General features: G+C 69.7%; 12 protein-coding genes. 4 read left to right on the forward strand and 8 right to left on the reverse strand.

Annotation, left to right across the window (positions count from 1 at the left end; genetic code table 11):
* The first annotated feature begins 124 nt into the window (after nucleotides 1–124).
* The gene (locus tag AB0O15_RS09060; RefSeq protein WP_364316029.1) at nucleotides 125–3,025 is read left to right on the forward strand and encodes a BTAD domain-containing putative transcriptional regulator; all 2,901 of its coding nucleotides are present in this window, start codon (nucleotides 125–127) and stop codon (nucleotides 3,023–3,025) included.
* Here the strand turns inward: AB0O15_RS09060 and AB0O15_RS09065 are convergent.
* Complete coding sequence (locus AB0O15_RS09065; RefSeq protein ID WP_364316031.1) at nucleotides 3,022–3,543, reverse strand: pyridoxamine 5'-phosphate oxidase family protein; 522 nt, start codon at nucleotides 3,541–3,543, stop codon at nucleotides 3,022–3,024. The two genes, AB0O15_RS09060 and AB0O15_RS09065, sit on opposite strands and share 4 nt — an antisense overlap.
* Before the next feature lie 91 nt (nucleotides 3,544–3,634).
* Between AB0O15_RS09065 and AB0O15_RS09070 the strand changes: the two genes are divergently transcribed.
* Complete coding sequence (locus AB0O15_RS09070; RefSeq protein WP_364316033.1) at nucleotides 3,635–3,937, forward strand: hypothetical protein; 303 nt, start codon at nucleotides 3,635–3,637, stop codon at nucleotides 3,935–3,937.
* A 50-nt stretch (nucleotides 3,938–3,987) separates the two neighbouring features.
* On the opposite strand, the gene AB0O15_RS09075 is transcribed toward AB0O15_RS09070, so the two are convergent.
* Genes AB0O15_RS09075 through AB0O15_RS09105 form a run of 7 tightly spaced genes read right to left on the reverse strand, consistent with a single transcriptional unit; the run spans nucleotide 3,988 to nucleotide 10,677 of the window.
* On the reverse strand, nucleotides 3,988–5,112 hold the full coding sequence (locus AB0O15_RS09075; RefSeq protein WP_364316035.1) for an ABC transporter substrate-binding protein: 1,125 nt from the start codon (nucleotides 5,110–5,112) through the stop codon (nucleotides 3,988–3,990).
* Nucleotides 5,105–5,857, reverse strand: coding sequence for an ABC transporter permease (locus tag AB0O15_RS09080; RefSeq protein ID WP_364316038.1), 753 nt, complete (start codon nucleotides 5,855–5,857; stop codon nucleotides 5,105–5,107). The genes AB0O15_RS09075 and AB0O15_RS09080 overlap by 8 nt, the downstream gene beginning before the upstream one ends.
* A complete protein-coding gene (locus AB0O15_RS09085) occupies nucleotides 5,854–6,612 on the reverse strand; it encodes an ABC transporter ATP-binding protein (RefSeq protein ID WP_364316041.1) in 759 nt (252 codons plus the stop codon). Before AB0O15_RS09085 ends, AB0O15_RS09080 begins: the two co-directional genes overlap by 4 nt.
* A complete protein-coding gene (locus tag AB0O15_RS09090) occupies nucleotides 6,609–7,451 on the reverse strand; it encodes an ABC transporter permease subunit (RefSeq protein ID WP_364316044.1) in 843 nt (280 codons plus the stop codon). Before AB0O15_RS09090 ends, AB0O15_RS09085 begins: the two co-directional genes overlap by 4 nt.
* Entirely contained in the window at nucleotides 7,448–8,431 is a 984-nt protein-coding gene (locus tag AB0O15_RS09095) for a TIGR03842 family LLM class F420-dependent oxidoreductase (RefSeq protein WP_364316046.1), read from the reverse strand. Before AB0O15_RS09095 ends, AB0O15_RS09090 begins: the two co-directional genes overlap by 4 nt.
* 9 nt (nucleotides 8,432–8,440) lie before the next feature.
* A complete protein-coding gene (gene hydA / locus AB0O15_RS09100; RefSeq protein WP_364316049.1) occupies nucleotides 8,441–9,841 on the reverse strand; it encodes a dihydropyrimidinase in 1,401 nt (466 codons plus the stop codon).
* On the reverse strand, nucleotides 9,838–10,677 hold the full coding sequence (locus tag AB0O15_RS09105; RefSeq protein ID WP_364316052.1) for a nitrilase-related carbon-nitrogen hydrolase: 840 nt from the start codon (nucleotides 10,675–10,677) through the stop codon (nucleotides 9,838–9,840). Before AB0O15_RS09105 ends, hydA begins: the two co-directional genes overlap by 4 nt.
* A 153-nt stretch (nucleotides 10,678–10,830) precedes the next feature.
* Here AB0O15_RS09105 and AB0O15_RS09110 point away from each other — a divergent pair, with 153 nt between their 5' ends.
* Together AB0O15_RS09110 and AB0O15_RS09115 are read left to right on the forward strand one after the other, a co-directional pair.
* Nucleotides 10,831–12,138 (forward strand): aminotransferase class I/II-fold pyridoxal phosphate-dependent enzyme, encoded by a 1,308-nt coding sequence (locus AB0O15_RS09110; protein WP_364316055.1) that lies wholly within the window; start codon nucleotides 10,831–10,833, stop codon nucleotides 12,136–12,138.
* Nucleotides 12,135–13,439 carry an aspartate aminotransferase family protein gene (locus AB0O15_RS09115; RefSeq protein ID WP_364316057.1) on the forward strand — a complete coding sequence of 435 codons (1,305 nt, stop codon included), beginning with the start codon at nucleotides 12,135–12,137 and terminating at the stop codon, nucleotides 13,437–13,439. Before AB0O15_RS09110 ends, AB0O15_RS09115 begins: the two co-directional genes overlap by 4 nt.
* The last annotated feature ends 357 nt before the right edge of the window (nucleotides 13,440–13,796 follow it).

A 13,796-nucleotide genomic window follows, 5' to 3' on the forward strand; every position in this document is an offset into this window, starting at 1 on the left:
TGACCGGCTTGTCGGGCCCAGAGTCCGGAGGCGACCGATCAGCGGACCGACCGGCGAACTTGCAGTCCGCTTGCACGGTCACTGGCAAACGCGTGTCAGATCTCGCGCAGTCCGCAACTCCCGAATGGCGATCAGGACGACCAGGCGAACACACTCAGTAGTTACACAACTACTCATAGGAGGCATCGTGTGGTTCGGCGTGCTCGGCCCGACCGTGCTGTGCGCCGGGGATCAGTCGATCTCGCTGGGCGCGGCGAAGCAGCGTGGCCTGCTCGCCCTGCTGCTGGTGCACGCGGGCCGCCCGGTTCGGGTGGACACCCTGGTCGAGCACCTTTGGCCGGACGGCGGTCCGGCGAACCCCCGCAAGGCGGTCTGGCCGCTGGTCTGCCGGCTACGGAAGGTCTTCGCCGACAACCAGGTTCCAGCCTCGATGATCCGGGAGAGCAACGCGTATCGGGTGGACACCGATCCGCTCATCGTGGACCTCCACCGATTCCGGGCCCTGCTGGAACAGGCGCGGGGAGCTCTGAATGCCGACCGGCCGACCGCGGCGGTTTCCGATCTCAGAGCGGCCATAGACCTGTGGCGCGGCGATGAGGCGGTGCCGGAGCTGCGGGGACCGTCGGCTGAGCGGTTGCGCGACGATCTGGGCGAGGAACGGCTTGACGCCCATCGCCTGCTCGCCGCCGGCCTGCTCCGGCTCGGGCGGCACGACGCCGTGCTGACCTGGCTGCCGGAGCTTCTCCGCCAGCACCCGGTGGACGAGTCACTCGCCCGGTTGTGGATCGCCGCCTTGTGCGCGGCGGGTCGTGAACCCGATGCCCGGCGCTATCTCGCGACGTTCCGCAAGGCGTTCCGGCGGGAGATGCGCCACGACTCGGTCATCGACCTCGACGCGATCCAGGCGGAACGGCCCGGCCCGGCGTTCGTACGCCCGCACCAGCTTCCGCTCGGCGTGCCGGGCTTCGTCGGCCGTGCGCCGCTTATCGCCGATCTCGACCGGTTCACCGGGCCGGCCGCCGGTCGGCCGAACGTCGTGGTCATCACCGGCATGCCCGGCATCGGCAAGACCTCGTTGGCGCGTCACTGGGCGCAGCGGAACCTCGGCCACTTCCCGGACGGCCAGCTGCACCTCGCGGCCGGCGCTTTCGGGCCTGGCGCCCCGGTCGATCCGAAGGAGGCGCTGGCCCGGTTTCTGCACGCGCTCGGGGTTCCGCCGGACCGCGTACCGGAGGACGCCGAGGATCGGCGGCACCGTTTCAACGACCTGGTGGCGGGCCGCCGGATCCTGGTGGTGCTGGACGATGTGGCCAGCTCGGAGCAGGTCCGCCCGCTGATCCCAGCATCGGCCACCTGCCTCACCGTCATTACGAGCCGGGATGTGCTGAGCGGGCTGGCCATCCGGGACGGCGTGCATCATCTGGCGTGCGATCGGCTGGCTGATTCCGAGTCCCGGGTGTTGCTGGCCCGGATCATCGGCGAACAGCGGGCCGCCTCCGAATCCACGGCGGTGGAACGGTTGGCGGGTCTGGCGGAGGGCCTGCCCCTGGCCGTACGCATTGTCGGCGTGCACGTCGCGGAACGGCCTCGGGCCCGGATCTCCGACCTCGCCGATGAGTTGCGCAACCGGGTGCCGTGGGCGCGGTCCGAGGAAGGCGACCTGAGCACCATCTTCGAGTGGTCGTACCGGAAATTGAACCCGGACGCCGCGAGCATGTTCCGCCGGCTGGCGCTGCATCCGGGCGCGCGGATCAGCCTGAGCGCCGCTGCGGTGCTGGCCGGGTCGGATCTGCGGACGACCGAGCGCGCCATCGACGAGCTCGCTCGGGCCAACCTGGTCGAGCACGACACCGCACGGCACTACCGGATGCACGACCTGCTCCGCCAATACGCCCTGGCCTGCTGCGAGTCCGACGAGAAGGACGACGAGATCGCCCACTGCCGGCGCGCCGTGACGACCTGGTTCCTCTGCTCGGCGGCGAACGCGGCAGCCATCCTGGCGCCGCGGCTTCCGCCCGTGCCCGACCTGCCCCCCGCGCCGGAGGGCACCCTCTCCTTCGCCGGTGAGGCGGACGCGCGGCTGTGGTGCGCCGACGAGCGGGCCAATTTGGGCGCGGCGGCCCGGGAAGCCGCACGGCATGGTCTCCACCGGCTCGCGTGGCAGCTACCGGCGGCGATCCACGAGACCTTCTCGCACACCGGGCGGTACGACGATCTGATTCATCTGAACCGCGTCGCCGCCGCTTCCGCACGCCTGGACGGGCATGCCTTCGGTGAGATCGCCAATCGCAGCAACCTGGGCCACGCGTACAGCGCGACACATCAGTACGACGCGGCCATCGCTGAGCTGACCATTGCCCGGGAGCTGGCGAGTACGGCGGGCGCCGTACTCGCCGAGAACATCTGCGCGCACAACCTCGGCACGGCCTATCTGAACGTCGGCGACACGCCGAGGGCGATCGCGACACTCGAACGGGTCCGGTCGGTTTTTCGAGGACTGAACAATCTGTACGGCGAGGGGGCGGCATTGCTTCGCCTCGGCGACGCGTATCGGGCGCAGGGGCAACCCGAGCGCGCACTGGCCGCGTACACGGAGGCGCTGGCCATCCGTGAGAAGGACGACGAAGTTCGAGAGCAGGGCCTGACCCATCAGAGGCTGAGCGAGTTCCATCTCGAGGCGGGCGATCTGACCCGGGCCGCGCGGCATTGCGCCATCGCCCTGGCCTGCCACGACCGCGTTCAGGACACAGACGGCCGCTGTGACGCGCTGATCACCAGGGCCGACATCGAACGTGCGGCGGGCTCCGATGCGGCGATCGTTCACGCTCGGGCGGCGGTGGCCGTCTGTGGCGACCTGGGCGACTCCTATCGCAGCGTGCGCTCGCTGGCCGTCCTCGCCGACGCTCTCGCGGCCGAGGGTGCGAAAGACGAGGCTATCCGGATCCGCGCCGCAGCGATCCGGACGGCGGCCGAACTATCCGGCCCCGAGGCGGTATTGCTGATGGCCCGGCTGAGGTCCGCTTAGACGGTGGCGTCGTTGGTCAGGAGCGCGTCCCGGTCGCCGGCGTAGCCGACCATCCAGTGGGGGCGCAGGCGGTACATGCGGATGTCGGGGCCCCAGGTCAGTGGGTTGCTCTGGTAGTGGGCGGTCCAGTGGGCGATGGTCTCGTCCCAGTCCGGGTCGGAGTCGCGCATCGGCTCGGCCCGGCCGTGGGCGAAGACGGCCAGGCGTTCGCCGTCGATGTGGGCGACGCTCACGGCGGGGCGTGCGGTCAGGTGCTTGGCCTTGGCGGCGGTTCCGGAGGTGCCGAAGGTCCAGGTGCCGTGCAGGAAGTGGCCGTCCAGGGCGCTGATCCTCGGCTCGCCGGAAGCGGTCACGGTGGCCACGCTCAGGACCTTCATGCCGGTCAGCAGGGTGGCCAGGTCGGCGGCGGTCAGGCGGGTGCGGTCGTTGATGATGTCCCGCAGGTGGGACGTCGCGGTGCCGTGTGAGGCGTCCAGCAGCTGTTGCAGGTCGGCGATCTCGGACTCGGTCTCGCGCATTCAGTCACCGTAGCGACAGGTCGGTATCTGATTCGCGGAGTGGGCGCTCAGACACACGCGAAAGCGTAAGAGAGGAAGGGAGCGGGGGCTCATGACTGTGCAGCAGATGGTGCGGGACGCGATGGAGGGGGCGGCCGGCGAGTCGGTCGAGGTGAAGGCCGCGGTGGGGGCGGCCGCGGCCGCTCAGAGCATTCCGACGCCGACGACCTCGGACACGGGGATGTTGTGGCGGATCCTGGTGGTGGCGCTGTCGGTGATCCTGGTGATCGCGCTCGCCGGGATCATCTGGACCGTGGTCGACGGCAACGAGGGCACCAGCCCGGATGTGATCGTGACGGTGTTCTCGTCGGCGCTGTCGGGGATGCTCGGGCTGTTCGTGAAGTCGCCGAACTGAGCAGAAGAACTGACCAGCAGAACGGCGACCTCACGAACAGCGGAGCCGGCTCAGGCGCCGCCGGGCGAAAGGGTGACCGTCTGAGGCTGGAAGGTCGCGCCGTTGACGTCGACGCCGTTCGACTTGGCCTGCTCGACGGCCTGCTTGATGTAGTCGTTGGTGTAGGCCAGGCCGGCCGGCTGCTTGGTCAGGACCGAGTCGCCGGTCTGGTTCTTGGTCGACATGGACAGGTCGACGGTCTGCTTCCAGGCCGCCTCGTCGATCATGCCGATCCCGGCGGTGGAGGGCCAGATCAGCTTGCTGGTCTCGTTCATCTGCCAGAGCTGGTGGCTCTTGCCGAGCTTGGACCCCTTGGCCACGACCAGGTCGCGGCACTTCTCGGCGTTGTCCCGGCAGAACGCCCAGCCCTTGATGGTGCCGGTCAGGAACTTCACGGTCTGCTGCTGGTACGCCGGGTCGTTGAGCTTGTCGGTGTTGGCCCACACCGCGTCCTGGAGCATCGACGTGCCTTCGGTCTTCCAGTCGATGATCTGGAACTTGTCGGCCGTGTACGGCTTGCCGGTCGCGGGGTCGACGGCTTCGAGCAGCTGGGCGTACTCGTTGTAGCTCATCGCCTGGGCGGCGTCGATCTCCTTCTTGAGCAGCGCCTGCATGTCGAACTGCTGCTGCACCAGGGTGACGTCCTTGCCGGGGTTGAGCCCGGCCTTGGTCATGCCGGCGAACAGCTCGAACTCGTTGCCGAAGCCCCAGTTGCCGATCTTCTTGCCCTTGAAGTCGGCGGCCGAGGTGATGCCGCTGTCCTTCCACGCCACCTGGTAGGTGCCGCTGCGGGCGAAGATCTGCCCGACGTCGGTGATGGTGGCGCCCTGCTCGCGCGAGGCCAGGGCCTTGGGCACCCAGGCCACCGCGTAGTCGGCCTTGCCCTGGGCGAGCACGGTCTGCGGCACGATGTCCACGCCGCCCTCGAGCAGCTGGACGTCGAGGCCCTGCTCCTTGTAGAAGCCCTGGTCGACGGCGGCGATGTAGCCCGCGAACTGGGCCTGGTAGAACCACTGGAGCTGAAGTTTGACCGGAGCGAGCGCGCCGCCACTCGCACTGGTGACAGCGGGGGTGTCGGCGGTGCCGCAGGCGGCGAGAACGAGGAGGGAGGCGAGCAGCAGACGAGACTTACGCATGGGATCTCCAGGGCATCGCGAGTCGTTCGACGATCAGCGTGGTCAGGTAGAAGACGAGTCCGAGAAGGCAGGCGCCGACCACGAAGGCCCAGGCACGGGGGTACGCGGTGAACGACGCGGCGGAGGTGATCCGCGCGCCGAGCCCGTCCTGCAGTCCGCCGAAGTACTCGGCCACGACCGCGGCGATCACGGCCAGCGACGACGCCTGCCGCAGGCCGGTGAAGACGAAGGGCAGCGCGCCGGGCAGGCGCACCTTGCGGGCGAAGGTCCAGCCGCCGGCCGCGTAGCTTTCCATCAGTTCGCGGTGTACGGGGTTGACCTCGCGTAGTCCGCGGAGGGTGTTCACGAAGACCGGGAAGAACACGATGATGCCGGCCACGATGCGCCGCGGGACGCTGCTGGTCGACTCGAACATGTTGTTGAGGATCGGGGCGAGCGCGATGATCGGCAGCGCGTTCAGCACCGCGGCGAACGGCACGCTGGCGTCGCTCAACGCCTTGGACCGGCTGGTCAGCATGGCCGCGAGCACGCCCAGGACCGAGCCGGCGGCCAACCCGATCAGGGCGTTGAGACCGCTGGCCAGGGCGGCGTCCCAGATGTTGCCACGCTGGACCAGCAGCTCACGCCCGATGGCACTGGGCGCGGGCAGGATGAAGGGCGCTACCCGGCCGAGGGTGACGGTCAGCTCCCAGGCGACCAGAGCGAGCAGGCCGAAGACAACCGGGGGAAGGACACGACGGATCATGCGCGGAGGGCCTTCCGCACCGCGGTGACCGTGTCGAAGTAGGCCGAGGACTGGCGGACCGCCTCGTCGCGGGCCGGGAGGGTGACGTCGATCGAGGCGGTGATGCGGCCCGGCCGCGGCGACATCACCACGACCTTGCGGGACAGGAAGACCGCCTCGGAGATCGAGTGGGTCACGAACACCACGGCGGCGCCGGTCGCGGCGCAGATCGACAGCAACTCGGTCTGCAGGCGTTCCCGGGTCATCTCGTCGAGCGCCCCGAACGGCTCGTCCATCAGCAGCAACGGCGGCGACACGGCGAGGGCCCGGGCGATCGCCACCCGCTGCTGCATGCCACCCGAGAGCTGCGCCGGGTAGTGCCCGGCGAAGTCGCCCAGCCCGACCAGGTCGAGCATCTCCCGGGCCCGATCGCGCCGGGCGGAGCGGGACATCCCCCGGAGCTCCAGCGGCAGTTCGACGTTGCGCGCCACGGTCCGCCACTCGAAGAGGCCGGCCTGCTGGAACGCGATCCCGTACTCCTGCTTGCGCCGGGCCGCCGCGGCCGTGTCGCCGGCCACCGAGATGGAGCCCGACGTGGCCGGGATCAGGTCGGCGATCAGCCGCAGCAGCGTGCTCTTGCCGCACCCGGAGGGCCCGATCAGCGAGACGAACTCGCCGTCGCCGACCACCAGGTCCACATCGGACAGCGCGGTCACCTCGTCGGGGCGGCCGGCGTTGAAGACCTTGGTCACGCCGGAAACCGACACCGCGGTCACAGCGTCGCCACCTCCACCCGTCGGCGGTGCCGCATCAGCGGCAGTTCCAGGAGGCCGACCAGGCCGGCGACCACCAGTCCGAGGACGGCGGCGCCGAGCATGGCGGTGTAGACCTTGGCCGGGTCCGAGGTGGCCTCGCGCGAGTACTCGATGACGAGGCGGCCGATTCCTCCGCGCGTACCCGTCGAGATCTCCCCCACCACCGCGCCCACGACGGCGGCCGCACCGGCCAGCCGCAGCGCCGGGAACAGGTAGGGCAGCGACGCCGGCAGGCGGAGTTTGACCAGCGTGCGCCACCACCCGGCGGCATAGCTGCGCATCAGCTCGACGCCGGCCGCGGCCGGTGACTGCAGCCCCCGCAGCATGCCCACCGCGACCGGGAAGAACGCCAGGTAGGCGGCGATCGCCGAGACCGACATCCAGGCCGGCCAGATCGTGCCGCCCCAGCCCGCGATGAGAGGCGCGAGCGCGACGAGGGGCACGGTCTGCGAGAGGATGACGTACGGGAGGAGCCCGCGCTCCACGATCACGAAGCGTTGCATGGCCACCGCCAGCAGCAGACCGATGACCGCGCCGGCGGCGAACCCGGCGGCCGTGATGCCGAGCGTGAACAGGCACGCGCGGAGCACCACGATCCACACCGGACTGCCGCCGGCCAGTTCCGGCCGGCCGAGGCGGGACAGCACGGTCCACACGTGCGGCATGGACAGGTCGTCGGCGCGGGGCAGCAGGCGTACGCCGAACAGCACCGTCCCGTCCTGATTGCCGACGACCTTGTAGCCCTCCCACAGCAGGATGAACACGAGCAGCCCGGCGAGCGCGAAGAGAACTCTTCTCACGGCAGCGCCGGAATGATCTGCTCGCCGTACGCGGTCAACGTCGCCTGTTTCGCGTCGTGCTGGAGATAGACCGCGAACTGGTCGACGCCGAGCTCACGCAGCGCCGACAGTCGCTTCAGGTGGTCGGCCACCGGGCCGAGCACGCAGAACCGGTCGACCACCTCGTCCGGCACGAACGTGGTGTGCGTGTTGCCGGCCCGGCCGTGCTCCGAGTAGTCGTACCCCTCGCGGGCCTTGATGTAGTCGGTCAGCGCCTGGGGCACCGCGCCGCTGCCGCCGTAGCGGGCCACGATGTCGGCGACGTGGTTGCCGACCATCCCGCCGAACCACCGGGTCTGATCCCGCTGGTGAGCCAGATCGTCACCCACGTAGGCCGGCGCCGCCACGCAGAACTTGATCGCGGCCGGATCGCGCCCGGAATCCGCCGCCGCCTTGCGCACCGCCTTGATCATCCACTCGGCGATGTCGGGATCGGCGAGCTGGAGGATGTAACCGTCGGCGACCTCACCGGTCAGCTTCAACGCCTTGGGCCCGTAGGCGGCGACCCAGACGTCGAGGGTGCTCTCCGGGGCCCAGGCCAGGCTCAGCCCGTTGGCCGACCCGCCGTTGGCCAGGGCCTTGATGACCTGGACCGCCTCCCGGAGCTGCCCCAGGGTCTGCGGCGGCTTCCCGATCACCCGCAGCGCCGAGTCGCCCCGGCCGATGCCACAGATGGTGCGGTTGCCGTACATCTCGTTGAGGGTGGCGAACTGGGATGCGATCACCGTCCAGTCCCGGGTGCCCGGGTTGGTCACCATCGGACCGACGATCACGCGGGACGTGGCCGCGAGGATCGCCGAGTAGACGACGAACGGCTCCTGCCACAGCACGTGCGAGTCGAACGTCCACACGTGGCTGAAGCCCAGCGCCTCGGCCTGCTTGGCGTACTCGACGACCTGCTTCGCGGGCGGGTCGTTCTGGAGCACCACACCGATGTCCATGCAACCTCCTCAGAGCAGGTAGTCGGAGAGTCCGCGCTTGACGTATCGGCCGTGGCCGGCGTGACCGCGGTATTCGCCACCCGCGCTGACGACGAGTCCGCGGGACAGCACGGTGTCCACGCCGCCGTCGATCTCCCAGCCCTCCCAGGCGGAGTAGTCCATGTTCATGTGGTGGGTCGCGACGCCGATCCGGGTGCGGGCGCCCGGGTCGTAGATGACGATGTCGGCGTCCGAGCCGGGCGCGATGATGCCCTTGCGCGGGTAGAGGCCGAACATCCGGGCCGGGGTGGTGGCGATCGTCTCGACCCAGCGCGCCAGCGACAGCTTGCCGTCGACCACGCCCTGGTAGAGCAGGTCGACGCGGTGCTCGACGCTGCCGATCCCGTTCGGGATCTTGGAGAAGTCGCCGATCCCCATCTCCTTCTGGTCCTTCATGCAGAAGGGACAGTGGTCGGTCGAGACCACCGACAGGTCATTGGTACGCAGGCCCTGCCACAGATCGGCCCGGTGGTTCTCGTGCTTGCTGCGCAACGGCGTCGAGCAGACCCACTTGGCCCCCTCGAAGCCGGGCGCGCCGAGCTGGTCCTCCAGGGTCAGGTAGAGGTACTGCGGGCAGGTCTCGGCGAACACGTTGCGGCCGAGGTCGCGGGCGGCCTTGACCTGCTCGAGCGCCTTCGACGCGGAGAGGTGCACGATGTAGAGCGGGCAGTCGGCGGCCACGCCGGCCAGCCAGATGGCCCGGCTGGTGGCTTCGGCCTCGAGCTCCTGGGGCCGGGTGATGCCGTGGAAGATCGGGTCGGTCTCGCCGCGTTCCAGGGCCTGCTTGACCAGAACGTCGATGGCCGGACCATTCTCCGCGTGCATCATGATCATCGCGCCGTTGCTCCGGGCCTTCTGCATCGCCCGCAGGATCTGGCCGTCGTCGGAGTAGAAGACGCCGGGGTACGCCATGAAGAGCTTGAAGCTGGTGATGCCCTCGTCGCTGACCAGTTGGTCCATGGCCTTGAGGGAGTCGTCGTCCACGCCGCCGACGATCATGTGGAAGGCGTAGTCGATGTGACAGGCGCCGGCCGTCTTCTGGTGCCAGGCCGCCAGGCCGTCCTGGACCACTTCGCCGTACCGCTGGATGGCGAAGTCGATGATCGTCGTGGTGCCGCCGATCGCGGCGGCCCGGGTGCCGGTGTCGAAGGTGTCGCTGGCCTCGGTGCCGCCGAACGGCATCTGCATGTGGGTGTGCGCGTCGATGGCGCCCGGGATCACGTACTTGCCGGTGGCGTCGATGACCTCGGGGCCGTCCGGGGCCCGGCCCGGCGCGAAGATCGCGGCCACCGTCTCGCCGTCGATCAAGACATCCGCGGCGTACGGACCGGTCGGGCCGACCACCGTGCCGCCCTTGATCAGCGTGGTCACGGTGTCACCAGGCCCTCGTAGCTGTCCGGGCGGCGGTCCCGGTAGAACTGCCAGCGGTCGCGGACCGTGTTCAGCAGGCCCAGGTCGAGGTCGCGCACGATCAGCTCGGGCTGGTGGGTGTCGCCGACCGAGCCGACGAACTTGCCCTCCGGGTCGACGAAGTACGACTGCCCGTAGAAGTCGTTGTCGCCCAGCTCCTCGACGCCGGTCCGGTTGATCGCCCCGATGAAGTACTCGTTGGCCACCGCGCTGGCCGGCTGTTCCAGCTGCCACAGGTAGCTGGACAGGCCGCGGCTGGTGGCCGACGGGTTGAAGACCATCTGGGCGCCGTTCAGGCCGAGGGCCCGCCAGCCCTCGGGGAAGTGCCGGTCGTAGCAGATGTAGACGCCGACCCGGCCGACCGCGGTGTCGAACACCGGGTAGCCGAGGTTGCCGGGCCGGAAGTAGAACTTCTCCCAGAAGCCCTTGACCTGCGGGATGTGGTTCTTGCGGTACTTGCCGAGGTAGCTGCCGTCGGCGTCGACCACGGCGGCGGTGTTGTAGAGGACGCCGGGCTGCTCCTGCTCGTACATCGGCAGAATCATCACCAGGCCCAGCTCGCGGGCGAGGGCCTGGAAGCGCTCGGTGGTCGGGCCCGGGATCGACTCGGCGTACTCGTAGTAGGCCGCGTCCTGGACCTGGCAGAAGTAGGGGCCGTAGAACAGCTCCTGGAAGCAGATCACCTTGGCGCCCTGCGCGGCCGCGTCACGCGCGTAGTCCTCGTGCGCCTTGATCATCGACTCCTTGTCGCCCGTCCAGTTGGTCTGGACGAGGGCGGCGCGGATGACGTCGGTCATGAGCTGGGCCCCTCTCTCTTCCCCTGTGGCGTGGGTCACCAAGACAGTGTGATCGTCTCGCCACCGCATGTCATCGTCCCTGGGAGCTTGACATCCGAGGTGGTAGAACGTTACGACACAGATGACGGCGAACAATTGCCTGATCGTTACGCAATGTTTCGGAGACGTAATTTGCTCGCTCTGATCGCCCGGGCCGTCGAGGACCGCAGCTCACGGGGAATCGCCGCCGCGGTCAGCCGGCTGGTGACGGCCGGTGACCTGCCGAGCGGCAGCCGGCTGCCGACCGTGCGCGACGTCGCACGCGAGCTCCGGGTCAGCCCGACCACGGTCTCCGAGGCCTGGCAGAGCCTGCTGCGGGCCGGGGCGATCCGGACGCGGGGGCGGTCCGGGACGTTCGTGGCAGCTCTCGATCGGCCCCGGCTGCGGTACGCCCAGCTGGGCGGGCCGGCGCTCGAGCGGGACCTGTCGTCCGGCGTACCCGATCACGATCTTCTGCCGGATCTGACCGAGGCGCTCAAGCGGGTCGGGGACGGGCGGCTGACCAGCAGCTATCTGGACGCTCCGGTGCTGCCCGCGCTCGAGGACGTGCTGCGGGAGCGGTGGCCGTTCCCGCCCGAGGCCGTGACCGTGGTGGATGGCGCCCTGGACGCGCTGGACCGGATCATCGGCGTCGCGGTGCGGTTCGGCGACCGCGTCGTCGTGGAGAACCCGACCTTCCCGCCGCTGCTCGACCTGCTCGACACGGCCGGTGCCACGGTGGTGCCGCTGAGCGACCTGGAAGGCGCCGAGCCGGTGGCGATCTTCATCCAGCCCCGCGCTCAGAACCCGACCGGCGCCACGATGTCCGCCTCGGACGTCGCGGCGCTCGCCGCCCGGCTGCCGGAGAACACGATCATCGTGGAGGACGACCACGCCGGGGACATCGCCACCGCGACACCGGTCAGCCTCGGCACGCATCGGCCGGACCGGACCGTACACATCGCCGGGTTCTCCAAGAGTCACGGACCGGACCTGCGACTGGCCGCGGTCGGCGGGCCCGCCCGGATCATCGAGGCGGTCGCGGCCCGGCGGCTGCTCGGGCCCGGCTGGTCGTCGCGGCTGCTCCAGGCCGTACTCCTCGACCTGCTCACCTCGCCCGCGTCGATCGCTCAGGTCTCCACCGCGCGCCTCGAATACGCCCGCCGACGCGCCTCACTTCTCGCGGCCCTGCGCTCCCGGCAGGCGGAGGCCGCGGCGGACGACGGCATCAACCTGTGGCTGACCGTGCACAACCAGCAGCACGCGCTGGTCACCCTGGCCGCGCACGGCATCAGCGTGGCCCCCGGCGCGCCGTTCATGGTCACCCCGGCGGCCACCGACCACGTGCGGGTGACGGTCGGGCTGGTGGCCGACGGCTTCGACGACCTCGCCACGATCCTGGCTTCGGCCGCTCGACGTACCGACAACCGGAGGCTCCTATGACGAACGACGACCTGCTCGCCCGGCACCACGCGGTGATGCCGGCCTGGATGCCGATCTACTACGGCGACGAGGCGATCGAGATCGTCTCCGGCTCCGGGCGGCACGTCACCGACGCGGCCGGCCGCACCTACCTCGACTTCTTCGGCGGGGTGCTGACCACGATGATCGGGTACGACGTGCCGGAGATCCGGGAGGCCGTCGAGCGGCAACTACGCACCGGGGTCGCGCACACCTCGACGCTCTACCTGATCCGGCAGCAGGTCGAGCTGGCCGAGAAGATCGCCCGGGTCTCCGGCATCCCCGACGCCCGGGTCTTCTTCACCAACTCGGGCACCGAGGCCAACGAGGCCGCGATGCTGATGGCCACCAACATCCGCAGGAGCAACCAGATCCTGGCCGTCAAGAACAGCTACCACGGCCGCAGCTTCGGGACCATGGCGGTCACCGGGCACCGCAGCTGGTCGGCCAGCTCGCTGAACCCGGTGCAGGTGTCCTGGCTGCCGTCCGGCGACCGGCTCCGCGGGCGGATGGCCGGCCTCTCCGACGGCGACCAGATCGACGTGGCCGTCGACGAGCTGCGTGAGACCCTGGCCACGGTCACCGCGGGCGACGTGGCGGCCATGATCGCCGAGCCGATCCAGGGCGTGGGCGGGTTCGTGCACGCGCCGGACGGGATGCTCGGGGCGTACAAGAAGGTGCTCGACGAAACCGGCATCCTGCTGATCGCCGACGAGGTGCAGACCGGCTGGGGCCGCACCGGCGAACACTTCTGGGGCTACCAGGCGCACGGCGTCGTGCCCGACCTGATCACCTTCGCCAAGGGCATCGGCAACGGCTTCGCCCTGGGCGGCGTGGCCGGCCGCGCCGAGGCCATCAACGCCGTGCCGGCGATCAGCTTCTCCACCTTCGGCGGCAACCCGATCTCGGCCGCCGCCGGCAACGCGGTCCTCGACTACGTGCTCAGCCACGACCTCCAGGCCAACGCCCAGCGGGTCGGCGCGATCCTGCTCGACGGCCTGCGCCGGCTCGCCGGGGAAACGCCGATCGTCGCCGAGGTACGCGGCCGCGGCCTGATGCTGGCCGTCGAGTTCGTCCGCCCCGGCACCACCGAGCCCGACCCCGCCGCGACCGTGCGGGTCTTCGAGGAGTGCCGCAGGAACGGCCTGCTGGTCGGCAAGGGCGGCCTCTACAACAACGTCCTGCGGATGGGTCCGCCGCTGACCCTGACCGAGGACGAGGCCCGAACCGGCCTGACCGCCCTGACCGACGCCATCCGCACGGTCAACGCCGAGGCGATCTAAATATTTAGACCTACCCACCCCCAAGCTGACGTCCGACGGCGGTCCTGGAAGATCGACTTCGACCGGCGCCTCCAGCCAGGCGCGCCACCTCCGAAGACGAAAGAGGATCCATGCCGATCGCCGGCCTCATCGCCTGCATGTCCCACTCGGCCAGTCCGCTCTACGTTGTTTTCGAGCTCATCCTGCGATCCATGTAGGACACCATAGTAGTCACTGGGCAACTCTAGTCATTCGGCATCACTCGTTCGAGTGGTGCCGAATGCGTGGGCAACCCGGGTCGGCTGCGCCGGCGACCGGATGCCGTGTTCGCCCGCATGCCGGGCGGGTCGGCCGACCTACGAACCAGCGCCCACGGTG

This window comes from Actinoplanes sp. NPDC089786 (assembly GCF_040684855.1).
Taxonomy (GTDB): domain Bacteria; phylum Actinomycetota; class Actinomycetes; order Mycobacteriales; family Micromonosporaceae; genus Actinoplanes.

What these genes read in the sequence shown, in the direction of transcription:
- AB0O15_RS09060 (WP_364316029.1), top strand. Translation starts at nt 125, where the DNA reads ATGGCGATCAGGACGACCAGGCGAACACACTCAGTAGTTACACAACTA.
- AB0O15_RS09065 (WP_364316031.1), bottom strand. Translation starts at nt 3,543, where the DNA reads ATGCGCGAGACCGAGTCCGAGATCGCCGACCTGCAACAGCTGCTGGAC.
- AB0O15_RS09070 (WP_364316033.1), top strand. Translation starts at nt 3,635, where the DNA reads ATGACTGTGCAGCAGATGGTGCGGGACGCGATGGAGGGGGCGGCCGGC.
- AB0O15_RS09075 (WP_364316035.1), bottom strand. Translation starts at nt 5,112, where the DNA reads ATGCGTAAGTCTCGTCTGCTGCTCGCCTCCCTCCTCGTTCTCGCCGCC.
- AB0O15_RS09080 (WP_364316038.1), bottom strand. Translation starts at nt 5,857, where the DNA reads ATGATCCGTCGTGTCCTTCCCCCGGTTGTCTTCGGCCTGCTCGCTCTG.
- AB0O15_RS09095 (WP_364316046.1), bottom strand. Translation starts at nt 8,431, where the DNA reads ATGGACATCGGTGTGGTGCTCCAGAACGACCCGCCCGCGAAGCAGGTC.
- AB0O15_RS09105 (WP_364316052.1), bottom strand. Translation starts at nt 10,677, where the DNA reads ATGACCGACGTCATCCGCGCCGCCCTCGTCCAGACCAACTGGACGGGC.
- AB0O15_RS09110 (WP_364316055.1), top strand. Translation starts at nt 10,831, where the DNA reads ATGTTTCGGAGACGTAATTTGCTCGCTCTGATCGCCCGGGCCGTCGAG.
- AB0O15_RS09115 (WP_364316057.1), top strand. Translation starts at nt 12,135, where the DNA reads ATGACGAACGACGACCTGCTCGCCCGGCACCACGCGGTGATGCCGGCC.